Source organism: Streptomyces sp. NPDC039609 (assembly GCF_055596705.1).
On record NZ_JBVIUJ010000002.1, the window covers coordinates 602,814 to 623,672 of the forward strand.

20 protein-coding genes are annotated in these 20,859 nt (G+C 70.2%); 9 read left to right on the plus strand and 11 right to left on the minus strand.

Annotated elements, in window-relative coordinates:
- Window positions 1–103: 103 nt before the first annotated feature.
- On the minus strand, window positions 104–1,144 hold the full coding sequence (locus ACZ561_RS08115) for a helix-turn-helix transcriptional regulator (RefSeq protein WP_470990946.1): 1,041 nt from the start codon (window positions 1,142–1,144) through the stop codon (window positions 104–106).
- 105 nt (window positions 1,145–1,249) lie between these two features.
- On the opposite strand from ACZ561_RS08115, the gene ACZ561_RS08120 reads away from it, so the two are divergent.
- Window positions 1,250–1,777 carry a YcxB family protein gene (locus ACZ561_RS08120; protein ID WP_470990948.1) on the plus strand — a complete coding sequence of 176 codons (528 nt, stop codon included), beginning with the start codon at window positions 1,250–1,252 and terminating at the stop codon, window positions 1,775–1,777.
- 74 nt (window positions 1,778–1,851) lie between these two features.
- On the opposite strand, the gene ACZ561_RS08125 is transcribed toward ACZ561_RS08120, so the two are convergent.
- The 4 genes from ACZ561_RS08125 to ACZ561_RS08140 are packed head-to-tail and all read right to left on the minus strand — an operon-like array spanning window position 1,852 to window position 4,999.
- The gene (locus ACZ561_RS08125; protein WP_376437433.1) at window positions 1,852–2,262 is read right to left on the minus strand and encodes a Fur family transcriptional regulator; all 411 of its coding nucleotides are present in this window, start codon (window positions 2,260–2,262) and stop codon (window positions 1,852–1,854) included.
- A 46-nt stretch (window positions 2,263–2,308) separates the two neighbouring features.
- Complete coding sequence (locus ACZ561_RS08130) at window positions 2,309–3,220, minus strand: metal ABC transporter permease (protein ID WP_470990950.1); 912 nt, start codon at window positions 3,218–3,220, stop codon at window positions 2,309–2,311.
- Window positions 3,221–3,236: 16 nt separating this feature from the next.
- On the minus strand, window positions 3,237–3,998 hold the full coding sequence (locus tag ACZ561_RS08135; protein ID WP_470990952.1) for a metal ABC transporter ATP-binding protein: 762 nt from the start codon (window positions 3,996–3,998) through the stop codon (window positions 3,237–3,239).
- Window positions 3,999–4,021: 23 nt separating this feature from the next.
- The gene (locus ACZ561_RS08140) at window positions 4,022–4,999 is read right to left on the minus strand and encodes a metal ABC transporter substrate-binding protein (protein WP_470990954.1); all 978 of its coding nucleotides are present in this window, start codon (window positions 4,997–4,999) and stop codon (window positions 4,022–4,024) included.
- A gap of 184 nt (window positions 5,000–5,183) precedes the next feature.
- On the opposite strand from ACZ561_RS08140, the gene ACZ561_RS08145 reads away from it, so the two are divergent.
- Together ACZ561_RS08145 and ACZ561_RS08150 are read left to right on the plus strand one after the other, a co-directional pair.
- On the plus strand, window positions 5,184–5,372 hold the full coding sequence (locus ACZ561_RS08145) for a hypothetical protein (protein ID WP_470990956.1): 189 nt from the start codon (window positions 5,184–5,186) through the stop codon (window positions 5,370–5,372).
- Window positions 5,373–5,438: 66 nt separating this feature from the next.
- On the plus strand, window positions 5,439–6,821 hold the full coding sequence (locus ACZ561_RS08150; RefSeq protein ID WP_376437440.1) for a glycine--tRNA ligase: 1,383 nt from the start codon (window positions 5,439–5,441) through the stop codon (window positions 6,819–6,821).
- Window positions 6,822–6,958: 137 nt separating this feature from the next.
- Here the strand turns inward: ACZ561_RS08150 and ACZ561_RS08155 are convergent, their stop codons facing one another.
- On the minus strand, window positions 6,959–7,546 hold the full coding sequence (locus tag ACZ561_RS08155; protein ID WP_470990958.1) for a TetR/AcrR family transcriptional regulator: 588 nt from the start codon (window positions 7,544–7,546) through the stop codon (window positions 6,959–6,961).
- 30 nt (window positions 7,547–7,576) lie between these two features.
- Window positions 7,577–8,611, minus strand: a complete 1,035-nt coding sequence (locus tag ACZ561_RS08160; RefSeq protein WP_470990960.1) for an aldo/keto reductase — start codon at window positions 8,609–8,611, stop codon at window positions 7,577–7,579.
- Between the two features lie 254 nt (window positions 8,612–8,865).
- Here ACZ561_RS08160 and ACZ561_RS08165 point away from each other — a divergent pair, with 254 nt between their 5' ends.
- Window positions 8,866–9,078 carry a DUF6243 family protein gene (locus ACZ561_RS08165; RefSeq protein WP_470990962.1) on the plus strand — a complete coding sequence of 71 codons (213 nt, stop codon included), beginning with the start codon at window positions 8,866–8,868 and terminating at the stop codon, window positions 9,076–9,078.
- A gap of 75 nt (window positions 9,079–9,153) precedes the next feature.
- On the opposite strand, the gene ACZ561_RS08170 is transcribed toward ACZ561_RS08165, so the two are convergent.
- A complete protein-coding gene (locus ACZ561_RS08170; RefSeq protein ID WP_470990964.1) occupies window positions 9,154–10,599 on the minus strand; it encodes an MFS transporter in 1,446 nt (481 codons plus the stop codon).
- Between the two features lie 101 nt (window positions 10,600–10,700).
- Between ACZ561_RS08170 and ACZ561_RS08175 the strand changes: the two genes are divergently transcribed.
- From ACZ561_RS08175 to ACZ561_RS08190, 4 genes are all read left to right on the plus strand, one after another.
- Window positions 10,701–11,633: an MmyB family transcriptional regulator gene (locus tag ACZ561_RS08175; protein WP_470990966.1), complete on the plus strand. Its 933-nt coding sequence runs from the start codon at window positions 10,701–10,703 to the stop codon at window positions 11,631–11,633.
- On the plus strand, window positions 11,634–12,770 hold the full coding sequence (gene dusB, locus ACZ561_RS08180) for a tRNA dihydrouridine synthase DusB (protein ID WP_470990968.1): 1,137 nt from the start codon (window positions 11,634–11,636) through the stop codon (window positions 12,768–12,770).
- 409 nt (window positions 12,771–13,179) lie between these two features.
- On the plus strand, window positions 13,180–15,891 hold the full coding sequence (ppdK, locus tag ACZ561_RS08185; protein ID WP_470990970.1) for a pyruvate, phosphate dikinase: 2,712 nt from the start codon (window positions 13,180–13,182) through the stop codon (window positions 15,889–15,891).
- 565 nt (window positions 15,892–16,456) lie between these two features.
- Complete coding sequence (locus ACZ561_RS08190; RefSeq protein WP_470990972.1) at window positions 16,457–17,497, plus strand: ArsR/SmtB family transcription factor; 1,041 nt, start codon at window positions 16,457–16,459, stop codon at window positions 17,495–17,497.
- On the opposite strand, the gene ACZ561_RS08195 is transcribed toward ACZ561_RS08190, so the two are convergent.
- Both ACZ561_RS08195 and ACZ561_RS08200 read right to left on the minus strand, forming a co-directional pair.
- The gene (locus ACZ561_RS08195; RefSeq protein WP_470990974.1) at window positions 17,467–18,627 is read right to left on the minus strand and encodes an alkaline phosphatase PhoX; all 1,161 of its coding nucleotides are present in this window, start codon (window positions 18,625–18,627) and stop codon (window positions 17,467–17,469) included. The genes ACZ561_RS08190 and ACZ561_RS08195 overlap by 31 nt on opposite strands.
- A 246-nt stretch (window positions 18,628–18,873) precedes the next feature.
- The gene (locus tag ACZ561_RS08200) at window positions 18,874–19,452 is read right to left on the minus strand and encodes a hypothetical protein (RefSeq protein WP_470990976.1); all 579 of its coding nucleotides are present in this window, start codon (window positions 19,450–19,452) and stop codon (window positions 18,874–18,876) included.
- A gap of 199 nt (window positions 19,453–19,651) precedes the next feature.
- Here ACZ561_RS08200 and ACZ561_RS08205 point away from each other — a divergent pair, with 199 nt between their 5' ends.
- The gene (locus ACZ561_RS08205) at window positions 19,652–20,062 is read left to right on the plus strand and encodes a VOC family protein (protein WP_376437468.1); all 411 of its coding nucleotides are present in this window, start codon (window positions 19,652–19,654) and stop codon (window positions 20,060–20,062) included.
- 13 nt (window positions 20,063–20,075) lie between these two features.
- On the opposite strand, the gene ACZ561_RS08210 is transcribed toward ACZ561_RS08205, so the two are convergent.
- Window positions 20,076–20,837 carry an SDR family NAD(P)-dependent oxidoreductase gene (locus ACZ561_RS08210; RefSeq protein ID WP_470990978.1) on the minus strand — a complete coding sequence of 254 codons (762 nt, stop codon included), beginning with the start codon at window positions 20,835–20,837 and terminating at the stop codon, window positions 20,076–20,078.
- Window positions 20,838–20,859 lie beyond the last annotated feature (22 nt).

Here is a 20,859-nt window from a genome sequence, read left to right on the forward strand (position 1 = left end):
GTTCGGTATTCAAGGTTCCGGATACAAGGGACCGGAGGTGGCGCGAAGCCGCCCAGGCGTAAAAGCGCCTACGGCAGGGCGGGTTGAGGCTGGTCGGGGTGGGTCAGCGGTCCGCGGGGCGCTTGTCCAGCCAGCCCGATTGGGCCGCGTGCCAGCCGAGTTGGAAACGGGTCGCCGCGCCCACCGCCTCCATCAGCGCGTGCAGGCGCCGCTGCACCGTGCGGTGACCCATGCCCAACTGGCGGGCGATGGCCGAGTCGGTGAGACCGACGTGGAGCAGCGCGACGATCTGCCGGTCCACCGGGTCGAGCCACCCCGTCTCATCCACCGGGCTCTCCTCCCCGGGCGCCGTGCTGAGCCGCCAGCCCTTCTCGAAGTACTGCTCGAAGAGCGAGACCAGCGCCGTCAGCAGCCCGCTGCGGTGCACCACGAGCGCCACCGGCTCCTCCGTCCTGTCGCGCTCGGGATCGAGCGGAAGCAGCGCACACTCCCTGTCCATGATGATCAGCTTGATCGGCAACTCGTCGGTGACCGCGATCTGCTGGCCGTCCGCGGCGAGCTCCGCGAGCCACTGCGCGGCATGCGCGTCCTCCAGCCAGGAACGCGACACGACGGACTTCACGGTCAGGCCCCGCCGCATCGAGTCCCGCTCGACCTCGTCGAGGTTGTCCTCGAAGGTGATGACGGCGGGCGCCGGCATCGCCGGGACCAGCGAGCGGACCACGTACCGCGCCTCACGCTGCATCGCGATGAGCCGGCGCCGGATCGCGGCGGCTCCGGAGAGGACCTCGACGGGCGCGCCGGATCTTCGGGTGTGGGCGGCGCGGTGCCGCTCGGCGAGCTCGGTGACGAAGTGCTCGACACGGTGCAGTGCGGTACGCCGGGACTCCAGGAGCGGTCCGAGCGCGAGGACGGGGGAGGCCGCCCGGTACCGCACGTGGTCCCCGTCCCGCTCGGCGCTGGCGAGCCCGCGCTCGACGAGCTCGGTGAGGGCGCGCAGGACCGTCTCCGGGTCCGCCGTGGGGTGGCCGAGAGCGGCGGGATCGCTGTCCGGCCGGTCCACCAGCAGCCGGTAGACACTGTCCTGTTCCGCGTCGAGCCCGAGCAGCGCGAGCAGCGACGAGTCCCCGGACACCGACTCCACCCGTACCCCACCCCTCCCGGCCACCCCTGCGGAGGGGCCAGCGTAAACGGGGCGCCCCGGCGCCGCTACGATCACGCCTCGTCATCGAGGTACCGGGGAGGGACCGTGCAGGAAACGAGCGCCGTCGAGTTGGTCTACGTACCGACGAAGGCCGAGGTCACGGAGGCGGTCCGGGTCAGGATGCGCAACTCGCCGACGGGGCTGCTGCTGCGGTGGCTGCTGCCCGCCGCCGGCGTCCTGTGCTCCCTGATCGTGGCGTGGGAGCTGGCGGGGCCGGGGGAGCCGGACATGTTCAAGGTGTTTCTCTTCGGCTGGCTGGGCGTCTTCGTCCTCGTGCTGGGGCCGCTGATACCCCGGATGACGGGGCGTCAGATGTACGGTCTCGTCGAGCCGCAGGGGGAGGTCCGGGCCGTCGTGGACGACGACGGGGTGACCTGGACCACGCGCGTCAGCGAGACCACGAGCCGGTGGGCGATGCTGCCCCTGTACGTCGAGACGCCCACGCTCTTCGTCCTGCTCTCCGCCGACAAGGCGGGTGTCGGCGTGGCCGCGCTGCCCAAGCAGGGCGTGTCCGCCCCCGGGGACCTCGACCGGCTGCGGGCGATCCTGGAACGTCATGTGAAGCGGGTCTGACACCCGTACGCCAGGCTGACACGCGAAAGGGCCCGCACCGGATCGCTCCGGTGCGGGCCCCTTCCGTACTCAGGTCACTTCTGCGCACACTCCGCGCACGTTCCGAAGATCTCGACCGTGTGCGCCACGTTCACGTACCCGTGCTGGGACGCGATCGCCTCCGCCCACTGCTCCACCGCCGGGCCCTCCACCTCGACCGCCTTGCCGCAGACGCGGCAGACGAGATGGTGGTGGTGGTCGCCGGTCGAGCAGCGGCGGTAGACCGTCTCGCCCTCGTTGGTGCGCAGTGCGTCGACCTCGCCCGCGTCCGCGAGGGACTGGAGCGTGCGGTACACCGTCGTGAGGCCGACGGAGTCGCCGCGGTGCTTGAGCATGTCGTGCAGCTCCTGGGCACTGCGGAACTCGTCCACCTCGTTCAGTGCCGCCGCCACCGCGGCCCGCTGTTTGGTCGAGCGGCCGCGTACGGGGGGTCCTGCCGTCGCCACAGGGGCCTCCTAGGGATGTCGTCGCCCCCGCCATTCTGCCAGGCTGCTAGACCCTGGCGTCGTCCGTGGGTCGCCGGGTGGACGGAACGGCCATGTCGCACTCCGCCCCGGACGGCGACGAGGACGGGGCCGCGGCCTCCGCCGCCCTGGCGCGGCGCCTGGCCAGGGGAGCGGCGAGCGCCGTCAGGACGATGAAGACGGCGATCGCGAGCAGCACGATGAGCGAGCCCGGCGGCAGGTCCTGGTAGTACGTGGTGACGGTGCCCGTCAGCGTGACGCCGGTGCCGATGACGATCGCCAGGACGAAGGTCGTACGGAAGGAGCGCGACAGCTGCTGCGCCGCCGCCACCGGGACCACCATCAGCGCGCTGACGAGCAGCAGGCCGACGACCCGCATCGCGACCGTGACGGTCACGGCCGCCGTGATCGCGACGAGCAGATTGAGGGCCCGCACCGGCAGACCGGTGACACGGGCGAACTCCTCGTCCTGACTCACGGCGAAGAGCTGGCGGCGCAGACCGATCGTGACGAGGACGACGAAGGCGGCGAGCACCGCGATCGCCGTGACGTCCTCGGACGACACCGTGGAGAGGGAGCCGAAGAGGTACGAGAGCAGGTTGGCGTTGGAGCCGCCACCGACCTGGATCAGCATGACGCCGCCCGCCATGCCTCCGTAGAAGAGCAGGGCGAGCGCGAGGTCGCCGCGGGTCCGTCCGTACGTCCGGATCAGCTCCATGAGGACCGCGCCGGCGACGGCGACCAGGGTGGCCATCCACACCGGACTGCTGTTCAGCAGGAAGCCGAGGCCGACACCGGTCATGGCGACATGGCCGATGCCGTCGCCCATCAGGGCCTGGCGGCGCTGGACGAGGAAGATGCCGACGGCGGGCGCGGTGATGCCGACGAGGACGGCCGCGAGGAGCGCCCGCTGCATGAAGGCGGGTTCGAGGAATTCCATGATCAGGTCAGCTTCCTCAGGTCAGCAGACCCGTACGGAGCGGCTCACCGGCCGCGTGCGGATGGACGTGGTCGTGGCCGGGCAGCGCGTGCTGGCCGACGGCCTGCGGCGGCGGGCCGTCGTGGACGACGCAGCCGTCGCGGAGGACCACGGCGCGGTCGATCAGCGGCTCCAGGGGGCCCAGCTCGTGCAGCACGAGCAGGACGCTGGTGCCGCCGGCGACCTGATCGCGCAGGGTGGCGGCGAGGATCTCCTGGCTGGCGAGGTCGACACCGGCCATCGGCTCGTCCATGATCAGCAGCTCGGGCTCGGAGGCGAGCGCGCGGGCGATCAGGACGCGCTGGTGCTGGCCACCGGAGAGGGCGCTCACCGAGTCCTTGGCCCGGTCGGCGAGACCGACGAGCTCGATGGCCCGGTCCACGGCGGCCCGGTCGGCCTTGGTCAGCGGGCCGAACCTGCGGCGGGAGAGCCGGCCGGAGGAGACGACCTCGCGGATCGTGGCGGGCACACCGGAGGCGGCGGTGGTGCGCTGCGGTACGTAACCGACGCGGGCCCACGCACGGAACCGCTTCTGCTCGGTGCCGAAGAGCGAGATCGTCCCGCCGGTCAGCGGCACCTGGCCGATGACGGCGCGGACGGCGGTGGACTTGCCGGAGCCGTTGGCGCCGAGCAGCGCGACGACCTCGCCGGGGTTCACGGCGAGATCGATGCCGCGCAGGACGGGGCGCGAGCCGAGGGTCGCCGTGGCTCCGCGGACGGATATGACGGGCGCGGTCACGGGTGCCTCCTGCTGTGCGTGGGTCACTTCGCGCCGAGGGCCTTCTTCAGCGCGGCGAGGTTGGACTGCATGACCTCGATGTAGTCATCGCCCTTGGACGCGTCCGTGATTCCCTCCAGCGGGTCCAGGACGTCGGTCTTGAGACCGGTGTCCTTGGCGAGGGTCTTCGCGGTCCTGTCGCTGGCGAGCGTCTCGAAGAAGACGGTGGAGACCTTCTCGTTCTTCGCGATGGCCTGGAGGTCCTTGACGCGGGCGGGGCTCGGCTCCGACTCGGGGTCGATGCCGGTGATGCCCTCCTGGTCCAGGCCGTAGCGCTCGGCGAGGTAGCCGAAGGCGGAGTGGGTGGTGATGAAGGTCTTGGTGGTGGTGTTCTTCAGACCGGTCTCGAACGCCGTGTCCAGATCACCGAGCTTCTTCACCAGGGCGTCGGTGTTCTTCTTGTAGTCGGCGGCGTGGTCCGGGTCGGCCTTCTCCAGGGAGGCGCCGACACCCTTGGCGACCTCGGCGTACTTCACCGGGTCGAGCCAGATGTGCGGGTCGGCACCGGCCTCGGACTCGTGGCCGTGCTCGTGACCCTCTTCCCCGTGACCGTGGTCGTCGGCTCCGTGGTCGTGGCCGGCGCCGTGCTTCTCGAGTGTGGTGAGGGTGCTGACGTCGACGGTGTTCTTGACCCCCGCCTGCTTGATCGCGTCGTCGACGGCGGGCTGGACGCCCTTGAGATAGAGGATGTAGTCGGCGTCGCCGAGCTCGCCTATCTGCCGCGGCTTGAGCTCCAGGTCGTGCGGCTCGACGCCGGGCGCGGTGAGCGTCTCGACGGAGACGTGCTCGCCGCCTATCTGCTCGGCCAGGTACTGCATGGGATAGAACGACGCCACCACGCTGAGCTTGCCCTCGCCCTTGTCGGCGGCGTCGGACGTTCCGGAGCACGCGGACAGGGTCACGAGCCCGAGGGCGACAGCTCCGGCGACGGCGGTGGAGGGTATGAGGCGGCGTACGTTCATGACACTCATTTTCAACAAAGTTGGAAACGGTTGTCAATTGCCCTTCCTGTGTTCCGCCCCACTGCAGCCCAGGAGATCGCCGACGGGCTCGACGCCGGTGCGGGCTCGCGCCGTGCGGCCGCGCGGAGCGGGTGTAAGTGGGCGACGAGGGTCTGGCGCACTGGACGGGCACTGCCACCACGCCGTGCGCCGGCACCAGGTGGCCGGCCTCGGGGTGTCACCCGCGTGGCGGCGGATGCTCTTCGGTGAGCACGGCGCCGTCATCGACATCCATGCAGACTGGTACAAGTCGGGAGGCGATCCGATCGCCGCCGTCGACGCCCGCGTTCCACCCTTCCTGCGCTTCCCGATGAGCGAGGCCGGACCGATTTGATACCGGGGGTGCGGGCGCCGGTAATCTGAAGCATTCGCACTTCGTCGTCGTAATGAAGAGAGCACCGTGGCCGCCGACAAGATCGACACCATCGTCAGCCTGAGCAAGCGCCGTGGCTTCGTCTACCCGTGCAGTGAGATCTACGGCGGCCAGAAGGCCGCCTGGGACTACGGACCGCTGGGTGTCGAACTCAAGGAGAACATCAAGCGTCAGTGGTGGCGTTACATGGTCACCGCGCGCGAGGACGTCGTCGGCATCGACTCGTCGGTGATCCTGGCCACCGAGGTCTGGGAGGCCTCGGGTCACGTGGCCACCTTCACCGACCCGCTGACCGAGTGCACCTCCTGCCACAAGCGCTACCGCGCCGATCACCTGGAGGAGGCGTACGAGGAGAAGCACGGCCGTCTCCCCGAGAACGGCCTCACCGACCTGAACTGCCCCAACTGCGGCAACAAGGGCACCTTCACCGAGCCCAAGCAGTTCTCCGGTCTGCTCTCCACGCACCTCGGCCCCACCCAGGACTCCGGCTCGGTCGCCTACCTGCGCCCCGAGACCGCGCAGGGCATCTTCACCAACTTCGGCCAGGTCCTGCAGACCTCGCGCAAGAAGCCCCCGTTCGGCATCGCGCAGATGGGCAAGTCCTTCCGGAACGAGATCACTCCGGGCAACTTCATCTTCCGCACCCGCGAGTTCGAGCAGATGGAGATGGAGTTCTTCGTCAAGCCCGGCGAGGACGAGCAGTGGCACGAGTACTGGATGGAGCAGCGCTGGAACTGGTACACGGGCCTGGGTCTCCGTGAGGAGAACATGCGCTGGTTCGAGCACCCGCAGGAGAAGCTCTCCCACTACTCGAAGCGCACCGCCGACATCGAGTACCGCTTCCAGTTCGGCGGCAGCGAGTGGGGCGAGCTCGAGGGTGTCGCCAACCGCACCGACTACGACCTGAAGGCGCACTCCAAGGCTTCCGGCAACGACCTGCTCTACTTCGACCAGGACGCGCAGGAGCGCTGGACCCCGTACGTCATCGAGCCCGCCGCCGGCGTCGGCCGCACCATGCTGGCCTTCCTGCTCGACGCGTACAACGAGGACGAGGCCCCGAACGCCAAGGGCGTCATGGAGAAGCGCACCGTGATGCGCCTCGACCCGCGCATCGCGCCGGTCAAGGTCGCCGTCCTGCCGCTCTCCCGCAACCCGCAGCTGTCGCCGAAGGCCAAGGGCCTCGCCGCCGACCTGCGGCAGAACTGGAACATCGAGTTCGACGACGCGGGCGCCATCGGCCGCCGCTACCGCCGCCAGGACGAGATCGGTACGCCGTTCTGTGTCACCGTCGACTTCGACACCCTGGACGACAACGCGGTGACCGTGCGCGAGCGCGACACCATGAAGCAGGAGCGCGTCTCCCTCGACCAGATCCAGGGCTACCTGGGCAGCCGCCTGCTCGGCTGCTGAGTCTGCTCGCTTCCACGCGAAAGCCCCCGGTTCCGAGAACGGAACCGGGGGCTTACCCGTGTGCAGGGGGCCTGCTTGTCCGGTCGGGGCCCCACGCGACTGACGCCTGTGCGACTGAGTCCTGTGCGACGTGAGTCCTATACGCGCAGTCCGCGCAGCAGCAGCTCCACGACGGCCTCGAACTCCGCGTCGATCGTGGGGCGCTGCCACTCCGCGGCGTAGGCAGGGTCGTGGAAATGGGCGGTCGCCATGAACAGCGCGCGGGCCGATGCGCCGGGGTCGGCGGCGGTGAACTCGCCGTCCCGGACGCCCTCTTCGACGATCGCGCGGACCTGGTCCACCAGTGCCTCGATGTGGTGGTCGACCACACCGCTGGCCTCGTCGATCAGTACCCCGTACGTCGCGAACAGCTCGGGGTCGTCGCCCGCCTTGTGCCGCTTGGCCTCGAAGAGGCCGGAGAACCAGGCGCGGAGCTTCTCCGCGGCCGGCCGGTCGGACGCCGCGATCAACTCCGCCAGAGCGACCTCGGCGCGGGAGAGCCAGCGCTCGGTGACCGCCTCGCGCAGCGCGGCCTTCGTGCGGAAGTGGCGGTAGACGCTGCCGTGGCTGACGCCGAGCACCCGTGCCACGTCCACGACCGTCGCCTTCGCCGGGCCGTAGCGTCGCAGAACCTCCTCGGTGGCTTCGAGGATGCGCTCGGCGGTCAGGGTCTCGGTGGCGGCCATGGAATGACAGTACCTGTCAGCTCGGACCGCTCAGTGCTCGCTGTCCAGGTGGGCCATCTGCGCCTGCGGGTAGCGCTCGCCTGCCGCCGCGCCCACGGGAACGGCCGCCTCGATCGCCGCCAGGTCGGCGGCGTCGAGCGTCACGTCCAGGGCGCCGAGGGCCTCCGAGAGCCGGTCCCGGCGGCGGGCGCCGATCAGCGGCACGATGTCGGCCCCGTGCCGGGGGCCCTGGGCCAGGACCCAGGCGATCGCGGTCTGCGCGACCGTCACACCCTTGGCCTCGGCGAGGGCACGCAGCCGGTCCACCAGGTCCAGGTTCCGGTGGAGGTTGTCGCCCTGGAAGCGGGGGGACATCCCGCGGAAGTCGCCCGGGGCGAGCTCACGGTCACGGGTGAAGTGGCCGCTGATCAGACCGCGCGACAGCACTCCGTACGCCGTGATGCCGATGCCCAGCTCGCGGGCGGTGGGCAGGATCTTCTCCTCGATGCCGCGGGAGATCAGGGAGTACTCGATCTGGAGGTCGGCGATCGGGGCGACGGCCGCCGCCCGGCGCAGGGTGTCCGCGCCGACCTCGGAGAGGCCGATGTGCCGGACGTGCCCGGCCTCGACCAGCTCGGCTATCGCGCCGACGGTCTCCTCGATCGGCACGTCGGGGTCCATCCGGGCGATCCGGTAGATGTCGATGTGGTCGGTGCCGAGGCGCTGGAGGGAGTACGCCGCGAAGTTCTTCACCGCGGCGGGGCGGCCGTCGTATCCGGTGAAGCCGCCTTCGACCGTGCGCAGGGCGCCGAACTTCACGCTGGTCAGGGCCTTCTCGCGGGCGGCCGCGGGGGCCGTGCGCAGGGCCTCGTCGATCAGCAGCTCGTTGTGCCCCATCCCGTAGAAGTCGCCGGTGTCGAGGAGCGTGACCCCGGCGTCCAGGGCGGCGTGGATGGTCGCGATCGACTCGGTGCGGTCGCTCTCGCCGTAGAGCGCGGACATGCCCATGCAGCCGAGGCCGAGTACGGAGACCTGGGGGCCGGTGGTGCCGAGGGAGCGGGTGGGGAGGGCGCGGGTGGAGGTCATGGGGGTCTCCTCGGGAGGGAGTCGGAGCGTCGGGGGAGCGACGCACGACAACTATGGCATGACGACTGACAGATTTCAATGTTTGTCATTCGCGAGGGTGGCGCGAAGGGAAACGGGGTGACCCGGTGCCCTGGGCGGGGTAGCGTCTACGACATGTCTTCGTTCTTCCAGATTTACGAGTGAGAGCGCGGCGGGCCTCGACGCCCGCCCCGCCGGACGATCCCCTCACCACTTCTCACCAATGGGAGAACCCCATGGCCAAGGGCCGAAACAACCTCCTCGGCGTCGGCGGACAGCGCAAGAAGCTGTCCCGCGGCGACCAGCAGGGCGCCGTTCAGAACAGCAACGCCGACCGCAGGGCCGCGGTCGACCAGAAGCAGGAGCTGCTGAAGAAGATGCGCGAGCGCGCGATGGGTGCCGAAGGCGCCGAGACGGCCGCCGCCGACACCACGGACGGCCAGGAGTAGCCGCAGCCGGTACGACGACGTGGGCCCGGGTCACCTGTGACCCGGGCCCACGTGCGTGTTCCCGCCGGCTCGCGACTAGCTCACGACGCGTGGCAGGCGCAGGCTCAGCAGGATCGTCAGGACCACCGCCGCCAGCTGGACCAGCAGGGTCACGGTCAGCGCCGTGCCCATCGACCCGGAGGCCGCGAGCGACAGGAACAGCGAGCCGAGCGTGGCCACGCCCAGGGCCAGGGCCGACTGCTGGGCGGTCACCAGGACACCGCTGCCCACGCCCGCCCGGTCCGCCGGGACCTCCGAGAGGACGACCCGGAACAGGACCGGGAGCTGCAGGCCCTGTCCGAAGCCCGCGACCGCCATGCCCGGCAGGAGGCTCCAGGCCGACAGGTCAGGCCAGGAGCGCCAGGCGGTCAGGGCGAGCAGACCGATCCCGAGGGCCTGCAGGAGGCCGCCCGCCGTGACGATCCGGGTGCCCCAGCGGCGTACCAGACGCGGTCCCGCCAGCGAGGCCCCGAAGAAGGCCACCGCCATCGGTACCAGCGCCAGACCCGAGACCACCGCTCCCATGCCGAGGCCCTGCTGGAGCGCCACCGCGATCACGAACATGAAGCCGCCGAAGCCGATCGAGAACGGCAGGACCAGCGCCAGGCCCCGGCGCAGCGAGACGAGCCCCAGCAGGCTCGGCGGCACCAGCGGTGTACGACCCTGCCGGTCGGCCCGTAGCTCCACCCACCAGAACGCCCCCGCGGCGAACGGGAAGATCCCGAGCGCGACCCAGGTCCACAGCGGCCAACCCGACGCCCTTCCCTCCGTCAGAGGGGCCAGGAGCGTGAGCAGCGCGAGGCCGAGGAGCAGCGTCCCCGGGACGTCCACCGGCGCCGGGCGCTCCGAGCGGGTCTCCGGGACGGTACGGACGGCGAGGAGCAGTCCGGCCACCGCCACCGGCACGTTGACCAGGAAGATCGCCCGCCAGCCGCTGCCCGCGAGGTCGGCCGCGACGAGGATCCCGCCCAGGATCTGGCCGGCGACCATGGCGAGGCCGCCGGTCGCTCCGTACAGGCTCAGCGCCTTCGCACGCCGGGCACCCGTCGTCGAGGAGTGAATGGTCGCGAGGACCTGCGGGAGCATGAGCGCGGCCGAGGCACCCTGTGCCACCCGCGCCCCGACCAGGGTCCAGGCGTCCGGTGCGAGCCCGCATGCCAGCGAGGTCAGCCCGAAGGCCGCCATGCCCACGAGGAAGAGCCTGCGGCGGCCGAACAGGTCCCCGAGCCGCCCGCCCAGGACGAGCAGCACGGCGTAACTGAGCCCGTACCCCGCCACGACCAGCTCCAGCGTGGCCGGGCCGGCCGCCAGGTCGTGGTCGATGGTCGGCAGGGCGACGTTGACGATGAAGAAGTCGATCAGCGGCAGAGCGGCGCCGAGGAGCACGGTGAACAGGCCGAGGGGGCCGAGGGCGGGCGGCGCGTGGTCGACGGCGACGCCGGCCCTGCGGGCAGGGGCGGTGGTGGAGGCTGTAGTACTCACGCCATCGAAGATCCTCCCCTGCTCAGCCTGGTACCAGAGTGTCTTTATCCTGGTACAAGCACTACCTGGCAATGGGCTGAGCGCCCCGGCACCCTGGGAGCATGACGACCATGGCGATGGAGACGGCGACGACCGGAACGACCGTCGACGTCCGGCGGCACGAGCTCGCGGCGTTCCTGCGCAGCCGCCGGGAGCGCATCACCCCCGAGCAGGTCGGTCTGCCCCGCGGCCGTCGGCGCCGTACCCCCGGGCTGCGCCGCGAGGAGGTCGCGCACCTCTCCGCCGTCGGCGTCACCTGGTACACCTGGCTGGAGCAGGCGCGGGACATCCATGTCTCGCCGCAGGTCCTCGACGCCCTCGCCCGGGCCCTGCTGCTCGACCCGACCGAGCGCACCCACCTCTTCGCCCTCGGCGGCGAGGCGGACCCGAACCCCGAGTCGCCCTGCCCGACCGTCACGCCCGCCCTGCGCGCGATGCTGGACCAGCTGGAGCCACTGCCGGCCTGCGTCCAGAACAGCCGGTACGACATCCTCGCGTACAACCGCACGTACGGCAGGCTGCTCTGCGACCTCGACGCGCTGCCGCGCGAGGACCGCAACTGCATCTGGCTGGCCTTCACCAACGACGAGTGGCGGGCCGCCGTCGCCGAGCTGCCGGACGTCACGCGCTCGATGGCGGGCAAGTTCCGGGCCTCGATGGCCGAGCACCTCGCCGAGCCCGCCTGGAAGGCGATGCTGCAGCGCCTGGAGGCGGCATCGCCGGAGTTCCGGGAGATCTGGGCGCGCCACGAGGTGGTGGCCCAGGGTGGCCGCACCAAGATCATCCGCAATGCCCATGTCGGCCTCCTGCATCTGGAGCACACCAACCTGTGGCTCGGACCGACCTCCGGGCCGCGTCTGGTGACGTACGTCCCGGTGGACGAGGAGTCCCGGGCGGGCCTCGAACGCCTGCGTGACCTGGGCGGACGATCCGGTGGTCCTACCGGGGAAAGTACGGCCGGCCAACAAACCCGCGGGGTGCGCGACAATGGCTGAATGACCGCGTTCTCTCCCCTCGCCATCGGGCCGCACATCGTGCAGCCGCCGGTGGTGCTCGCGCCGATGGCCGGCATCACCAACGCCCCGTTCCGCACCCTCTGCCGTGAGTACAGCGGCGGCAAGGGCCTGTTCGTGAGCGAGATGATCACCACGCGGGCGCTGGTCGAGCGCAACGAGAAGACCATGCAGCTCATCCGCTTCGACGAGAGCGAGAAGCCGCGGTCGATCCAGCTCTACGGCGTCGACCCCGTCACCGTCGGCAAGGCCGTGCGGATGATCGCGGACGAGGGCCTGGCCGACCACATCGACCTCAACTTCGGCTGCCCGGTCCCCAAGGTCACCCGCAAGGGCGGCGGCTCGGCACTGCCCTACAAGCGGCCGCTGCTGCGCGCGATCCTGAACGAGGCCGTGTCCAACGCGGGCGACCTGCCGGTCACGATGAAGATGCGCAAGGGCATCGACGACGACCACATCACCTTCCTGGACGCGGGCCGTATCGCGGTCGAGGAGGGTGTCACGGCGATCGCGCTGCACGGCCGGACGGCGGCGCAGCACTACGGCGGCACGGCGGACTGGGACGCCATCGCGCGGCTCAAGGAGCATGTGCCGGAGATCCCGGTGCTCGGCAACGGCGACATCTGGTCCGCCGACGACGCGCTGCGGATGATGCGCGAGACCGGCTGCGACGGAGTGGTCGTGGGACGGGGCTGCCTGGGGCGGCCGTGGCTCTTCGGCGACCTGGTGGCGGGCTTCGAGGGCACGGGCGCGTACGCCCAGCCGGGGCTGCGCGAGGTCGCGGACGCGATGGTGCGGCACGCGCGGCTGCTCGGCGAGTGGCTCGGTGACGAGTCCCGCGGTGTCATCGACTTCCGCAAGCACGTGGCCTGGTACCTGAAGGGCTTCGCGGTCGGTTCCGAGATGCGCAAGAAGCTGGCGATCACCTCGTCCCTGGACGAGCTGAGCGCTCAGTTGAGCGAGCTGGATCTGGACCAGCCGTGGCCGGTGGGCGCGGACGGCCCGCGGGGTCGTACGTCGGGCAACAACCGGGTGGTGCTGCCGGACGGCTGGCTGAAGGACCCGTACGACTGTGCGGGCATCAGCGAGGAGGCCGAGCTGGACACGTCCGGAGGGTGAAGTTCCGGGGATCCGGCCCTGTCCGGAGGGTGACCGAGGACGTCCGGATCGTGGGAAAACCGACGCTCGTACGGAGTGATTCGCGCCACCCTTGATAGGGGTAGTGCTCAGATGAGCGAATTACGAGGCGTTGCACTTCTGGAGGGGTGGCACTGGGTGCCACCCCTTCTGTGTTCAAGAGTTGAACGCAGATGCTCGGTAAGGAGCTCATTTGAGCGCATTGGCTCTGCTTTGAGTCAAGTGGGCTTCGACGTTTGAAAGCGGAAGCTACTAGTCGGTTACTTTCGATGTGCTGGCGGACGGGTGGTTAAGACCACGTGACCGGTAGGCGTACCTCCCCAGGAGCCTTCGATCTGGGTATGTTCCTCGCCGTCAGGGCAGCCACCGAGTCCTCGAGGAGTCGAGACACGTGTCGGAAAACAAAGATCAGAAGTTCGTGTACGACTTCACCGAGGGCAACAGGGACCTGAAGGACCTGCTCGGTGGCAAGGGTGCGAACCTCGCCGAGATGACCAACCTCGGCCTCCCGGTTCCCCCCGGCTTCACGATCACCACCGAGGCGTGCAAGGTCTACCTCGACAGCGGCTCCGAGCCGGTCGAGCTCCGTGACGAGGTCAGCGCGCACCTCGACACCCTCGAGCAGCAGATGGGCAAGAAGCTCGGCCAGGCCGACGACCCGCTGCTCGTCTCCGTCCGCTCCGGTGCCAAGTTCTCCATGCCGGGCATGATGGACACGGTCCTGAACATCGGTCTCTCCGACAAGTCCGTCGAGGGCCTCACCGCCCAGGCCGGTGACGAGCGCTTCGCCTGGGACTCGTACCGCCGCCTGATCCAGATGTTCGGCAAGACCGTCCTCGGCGTCGACGGCGAGCTCTTCGAGGAGGCCCTCGACGAGGCCAAGGCCGCCAAGAAGGTCACCGTCGACACCGACCTCGACGCCGCCGACCTGAAGAAGCTGGTCAAGCACTTCAAGAAGATCGTGAAGGCCGAGGCCGGCCGCGACTTCCCGCAGGACCCGCGCGAGCAGATGGACCTCGCCATCGAGGCGGTCTTCAACTCCTGGAACACCGACCGCGCGAAGCTGTACCGCCGCCAGGAGCGCATCCCCGGCGACCTCGGCACCGCGGTCAACGTCTGCTCCATGGTGTTCGGCAACCTCGGCCCGGACTCCGGCACCGGTGTCGCCTTCACCCGCGACCCCGCCTCCGGCCACCAGGGCGTCTACGGCGACTACCTGCAGAACGCGCAGGGCGAGGACGTCGTCGCCGGTATCCGCAACACCGTGCCGCTCGCCGAGCTCGAGTCGATCGACAAGAAGTCGTACGACCAGCTGATGCAGATCATGGAGACGCTGGAGACCCACTACAAGGATCTCTGCGACATCGAGTTCACCATCGAGCGCGGCCAGCTGTGGATGCTGCAGACCCGCGTCGGCAAGCGCACCGCCGGTGCCGCCTTCCGGATCGCCACGCAGCTCGTGGACCAGGGCCTGATCGACGAGGCCGAGGCGCTCCAGCGCGTCAACGGCGCGCAGCTCGCGCAGCTGATGTTCCCCAAGTTCGACGAGGACGCCAAGGTCGAGCAGGTCGGCCGCGGTATCGCCGCCTCCCCGGGTGCGGCCGTCGGCAAGGCCGTCTTCGACTCGTACACGGCCGTCAAGTGGTCGCGCTCCGGCGAGAAGGTCATCCTGATCCGCCGTGAGACCAACCCCGACGACCTGGACGGCATGATCGCCGCCGAGGGCATCCTGACCTCGCGCGGCGGCAAGACCTCGCACGCCGCCGTCGTCGCCCGCGGCATGGGCAAGACCTGTGTCTGCGGCGCCGAGGAGCTCGAGGTCGACACCAAGCGCCGCCGGATGACCACCGCCTCCGGTGTGGTCGTCGAGGAGGGCGACGTCGTCTCCATCGACGGCTCCACCGGCAAGGTGTACCTCGGTGAGGTACCCGTCGTACCGTCCCCGGTCGTCGAGTACTTCGAGGGCCGGATGCACGCCGGCGCCGACGACGCCGACGAACTGGTCCAGGCCGTCCACCGGATCATGGCCTACGCGGACCGCGTCCGCCGGCTGCGCGTCCGCGCCAACGCCGACAACGCCGAGGACGCGCTCCGCGCCCGCCGCTTCGGCGCCCAGGGCATCGGCCTGTGCCGCACCGAGCACATGTTCCTCGGCGAGCGTCGCGAGATGGTCGAGAAGCTGATCCTCGCGGACACCGACGAGGAGCGTACGGAGGCGCTGGAGGCCCTGCTCCCGCAGCAGAAGCAGGACTTCGTCGAGCTCTTCGAGGCCATGGACGGTCTGCCCGTCACGGTCCGTCTGCTCGACCCGCCGCTGCACGAGTTCCTGCCCGACATCACCGAGCTGTCGGTGCGCGTCGCCCTCGCCGAGGCCCGCAAGGACCCGAACGAGAACGACCTGCGCCTGCTCCAGGCCGTGCACCGGCTGCACGAGCAGAACCCGATGCTGGGTCTGCGCGGCGTCCGGCTCGGCCTGGTCATCCCCGGCCTGTTCACCATGCAGGTCCGCGCGATCGCCGAGGCCGCTGCCCAGCGCATCGACGCGAAGGGCGACCCGCGCGCCGAGATCATGATCCCGCTCGTCGGCACCGTCCAGGAGCTGGAGATCGTCCGCGACGAGGCCGAGCAGGTCATCGCCGAGGTCGTGGCGAAGACCGGTGTGGAGCTGAAGCTCGCGCTCGGCACCATGATCGAGCTGCCGCGCGCCGCCGTGACCGCCGGTCAGATCGCCGAGGCCGCCGAGTTCTTCTCCTTCGGCACCAACGACCTCACCCAGACGGTGTGGGGCTTCTCGCGGGACGACGTGGAGGCCAGCTTCTTCACCGCGTACCTGGAGAAGGGCATCTTCGGAGTCTCGCCGTTCGAGACCATCGACAAGGACGGCGTCGGCGCGCTGGTCCGCAGCGCCGTCGAGTCCGGCCGCGCCACCCGCCCCGACATCAAGCTCGGTGTCTGCGGCGAGCACGGCGGCGACCCGGAGTCGGTGCACTTCTTCCACGAGGTCGGTCTCGACTACGTCTCCTGCTCGCCGTTCCGGATCCCGGTGGCGCGTCTGGAGGCCGGTCGCGCGGCCGCCGAGTCGAAGGGCTCGGACAGCCGCTGACCCCCCCCCGAGGGGCGCCCACTGACCGGGCGTTCAGTAGCAAAGACCACCGGAACCGCCGCTCGTCCCCGACCCTCAAACCGATGGGCGGCGGTTCCGGTCAGCAGGAGAGACGGGCGGACACCTTGTGCGGAGGTGTCCGCCCCGTCGTATTTCGTCCGCCTCGGGGCCGCACCGCGATGTTCGGCAAATGTGAGTTCATGTTCAATCGAGGCCGGTTGAATTATTGGGCGTTGAACTTTCCGCTTTGAACTTTCCTCGATTGGTCCCGCAAAGAACGGGACGGGCGCGGCCTCCGGATCCCCACCCGGTGACCGCGCCCATTACCCATGTCGGGCAGGTGAGCCGCAACCCTCGCCGACCGCCGCCGGACGCGTGAAGCCCCCCACGGTCTTCGCCACGCCACCTCGGTCCTGAAGGTTTCCTGCCCGACCCGCACAGCTTTTCGGTTCACCCCCGTTCGCCGCGATGCTTTTCAAGTGTGGCTGAAACACCCTGGTAACGTCCTGTGATGGCGTGCATACTCATCGACGGGGGTGGTTGCGAGTGCACAGGTGGGGGTTCAATGCTGCGGATTCATTTCACCGCAAACGACTTGGCCGGCGTCCGGATGGCCGCCCGGCCCGATGTTCTGTGGGAATCGATTCTCAGTTTTCACCGTTTAAGGGACCGGCGCGGGTCGGTCGTCTACGGAGAATGGCGCTCTGACACCCGCACACGTCTCAACGGGGAGACGCGGCTCCTCGCCGCCCTCGTTCCCAGTCGCGGATACTTCCCCGACTTCCTGACCCCGTCGCAGGGCGTTCACGGCCTCGACGAGGGCCTCCAGGCGATCCGTGCGACCTCCCGGACCCGGCTCAGGCGCGAGCTGTCCCTGCTGGGCGTCGACCGGGTCGGCGGGCGGACCGTGCCGCACTCGCTGCGTGCCCTCGCCGAGGGCGGCGACGAACCGTTCAGCCGGCTCATCGGGGCGCTGCGCAGCTACCACCGGGCGGCGATCGAGCCGTACTGGCCCCACATCCGCGCCCGGGTCGAGGCCGACCGGGCGGTGCGCGGCCGCGCCCTGCTCGACGGCGGCGCGGACGAACTCCTCGCCTCGCTGCCACCGATGCTCCGCTGGCGCGCGCCCGTCCTGGAGGCGGACTATCCCGTCGAGCGGGATCTGTATCTCGATGGCAGGGGCCTGCTGCTCCAGCCCTCGTACTTCTGCCGCGGCACTCCGGTCGTCCTGCGCGACCCGTCGCTGCCGCCGGTGCTCGTCTACCCGACGACCCACTGCGAGGCGCCGACCGTGCGGGAGCCGGGCGGGTCCTCCCTGGCCAAGCTGGTCGGCAACACCCGATCCGCGGTCCTGCACGCCATCGGGGACGGGGGGACCACCAGCGAACTGGCCCGCAGGGCGGGGGTGTCGCTCGCCTCCGCCAGCCAGCACGCGGGCGTCCTGCGGGAGGCCGGTCTTGTGGCCACTCTGCGGCACGGCAACGCGGTCCTGCACACGCTCACGCCGTTGGGCGCCGCCCTGCTCGGCGGCGCCCAAGGAGTCGCGGGTCCCTCACGGGCCCCCGCCGAACGTGTCTATGCGCGGAACGGACCCGTCACCTCGTAGGTGATGCCGCCCGAGGAGCTGCCGCTCGTGCCGCGCTGGCTGGAGAAGTAGAGCCGGCTGCCGTCGGGGGAGAAGGCCGGTCCGGTGATCTCGGAGCTGGACTGGCCGGTGATCCGCAGGAACGGGGCGACGACGTCGTCCGGGGTGATGATGCAGATCTCCATGTTGCCGCCGTCCTCGGCGATGAACAGGTCGCCGGAGGAGGAACCGGTGACGTTGTCCACGCCGGTCAGCGGGGCGCCGCCGCCGACCACGAGCGAGTCGTCGTAGGCCAGCTCGTAGGTGCTGTTCGCCAGGTTGAGCTGCCAGAGGCGGTTGTCGCCCTTGGTGGTGAACCAGACGGTGTCGTTGGCGTAGTGGCAGCCCTCGCCTCCGTTGAACTTCTTCGAGCCGGACACCTGGCTGCGGGTGGCCGTCGGGGAGCCGTCCGGGTCCGGGACGTTCTGCCAGGTGAAGGAGCCGGAGGTGCCGGTTCCGGCCACCATCACCTGGAGCGTGCCGGAGGAGAGGTTGCCCCAGGTCGTCGGGATGAAGCGGTAGAAGCAGCCGCTGGTCTCGTCCTCGGTCAGGTAGATCACCTGGCGGACGGGGTCCGCGGCGGCGGCCTCGTGCTTGAAGCGGCCCATCGCGTCACGGCGTACCGCCGCGTTCACGCCGTACGGGTCGGCCTCGTAGACGTAGCCGAGGCTGACCTCCTCGCAGGAGAGCCAGGTGTTCCACGGGGTCTTGCCGCCCGCGCAGTTCTGCCGGGTGTTGGACAGGATGCGGTACGCGCCGGTGATGGCACCGGTCGAGCCGAACCTGACCGCGCTCGCGCCGCCGCTCGGGTTGATCTCCGAGTTGGAGACGTAGATCCAGCCCGATCCGTTGGCGTAGCAGGCGCCGCCGTCGGGGGCGTTGTGCCAGGTGTACGAGGTCCCGGAGACCGTCTGTCCCGACCGGGCGATGACCCGGCTGCTGAATCCGCTCGGCAGCAGGATGCCGTTGGCGTCGGCCGCGCCGAGGGCTCCGTAGGGGCCGGCGCCGGGCTGGGCGGGCGCCGCGTAGGCGGCCCCGCGCATCAAGGTGCCGCCGAAGGCGGCGGCCGACGTGCCGATGACCGCTCCGCGCAGGAAACTGCGTCGCTCCACGTCTCACTCCAGAGTGGGTGGTGGTGACCGCCCCGCCGCACCGGTCGGCGGCGGGGTCGCGCGCTTTGGGAACCTAGGAGTACGGAGTTGGTTCGGAGTTGACGGTGCAGCAACAGCCGATGAAGGGGAAGCGTCGGTCCGAAACTCGGCGGGTTCGCAAGGGTCGCCGCGCCGGGCGTCGGCACGGTCGTCCAGCCGGCTGCCGCCACGGGCATCGCGCCGGGCGTCGTCACCGCCAGGAGAGCCTCAGGCGACGGACCCCGGGTCTTCCAGCAGGGCCTTGAGCTCGGCGAGCCGTTCCCGCCAGAACTCCTTGTAGGCCGCCACCGCGTCCGCGTCCGGGAGCTTGGTGTGGCCGAGCCCGATCTGGGTCTTCGCGTCGCCCTTCGGTGTCAGATAGACCTCGATCCGGCTCGTCCCGCCGTCCCAGTCGGCGCTGAGGGACTTGCCCGGCCGGTGTGTGCGTACCTCCAGCTCGCCGTCCGGGAGCCAGCGGCGGCGCAGGGCCTCGTCGGCGAAGGCGGCCGTGCAGCCGTCGGCCGGCGTGTTCACCGTCTTGCTCGCGCTCACCTGCCAGTCGCCCGTGGAGGACTGGCCGACCTCGCGCAGCCCGCGCTCCTGCTCGTAGCCGACGGTGATCGACTGGGCGTGCCAGCCGCTCACCCCCGCGGCTTCCACCAGATGGCGGGCGATCTCGGTGTGCCCGCGCTCGGTCGCGCCCCAGGCGTCGAGGAGGGCGAACCAGTCGGCCCAGCCCTTGCCGGTCGCCCCGGCGAGGGCCTCGTCGGAGAGCTTCTCGGTGATCTTCCTGGCTGCGGGGCTCACGGTTCGACGTTAGCGTGAGCCGGGAAGGGGTGCCCCCGAAGCCCTCCGAGACTCCGGAGGCCTTCGAAAGATCTTCGAAAAAGATCGCCGGGCAGCGATGAGTTCCGCTCGGCCCCACTGTCTTAACTCTCGAAAGCGACACCACGGAGCGCCGGCGCAGCGAACGGCGCGGACGAACCCCAGGAGAGAGTGACCCACCATGACGCAGATGATCTTCGTGAACCTGCCCGTGAAGGACCTCGAGACCACGAAGGCCTTCTGGACCAAGCTCGGCTACTCCTTCAACCCGCAGTTCAGCGACGAGAACACCGGGTGTCTGGTCATCAGCGACACCATCTTCGCGATGCTGCTGACCGAGCCCAAGTTCAAGGAGTTCACCGCGCCCGGCAAGCAGGTCTCCGACGCGACGAAGACGACCGAGGTGCTGATCACGCTGAGCGCCGAGAGCCGCGAAGCGGTCGACGAGCTGGCGGACGGAGCCCTCGCCGCCGGCGGATCGGCGGCGAAGGACCCGCTGGACCACGGCTTCATGTACGGGCGCTCCTTCGCGGACCCGGACGGCCACCACTGGGAGGTCTTCTGGATGGACCCGGCGGCCGTCCAGGGCTGATGCCCCGCGGGTGTCAGGCCGAGACGCCGCCGTCGATCACCAGGTCGGTGCCGACCACCGAGCCGGCGTCCTCCGAGGCGAGGTACAGCACCGCTGCCGCCACCTCGGAGGCCGCCGAGATACGGCCGAGCGGCGACTCGTCCTTCATCCGCACCTCCCGCTCGGCCTCGGTCTCACCGGGGCGCAGCGACATGGTCGACTCCGCGGCACCCGGGCTGACGGCGTTGATCCGTACGCCCTCGGCGATGTGGTCGCGGGCGGCGGCACGGGTGAGCGCGGAGACCGCCGCCTTGGAGACCTGGTAGCCGAAGACGCCCGGGATACGGACGTGCGGGCCGAGGTTGGACGAGATGTTGACGATCGCGCCTCCGCCGTTGGCGCGCATATGGGCGATCTCGGCCTGGAGCGAGTGCAGGACGCCGGTGACATTGGTGTCGAGCAGCGCCTGCCAGTCCTCGAGCGGGAAGTCGGCGGCCGAGGCGCCGCCCCGGAAGATGCCGGCGTTGTTCACCGCGACGTCGAGAGCGCCGAAGAGCTCGACCGTCCGGTGGACGAGGTGACGGACGTCCTCCGCCCGGGCCACATCGGCCGTGACGGCGGCCGCGGTGCCGCCGGCGGCCGCGATCAGGGACACCGTCTCGTCGAGGGTCGCCGTGCTGCGGCCCGAGACGACGACCTTCGCGCCCTCGGCGGCGAAGGCGAGCGCGATGGCCCGGCCGAGCCCGGTGCCGGCGCCGGTGACGAGGACGGTCCTGTTCGTGAAGCGTGCGGACATGACGATGCCAACTCCTTGTGAG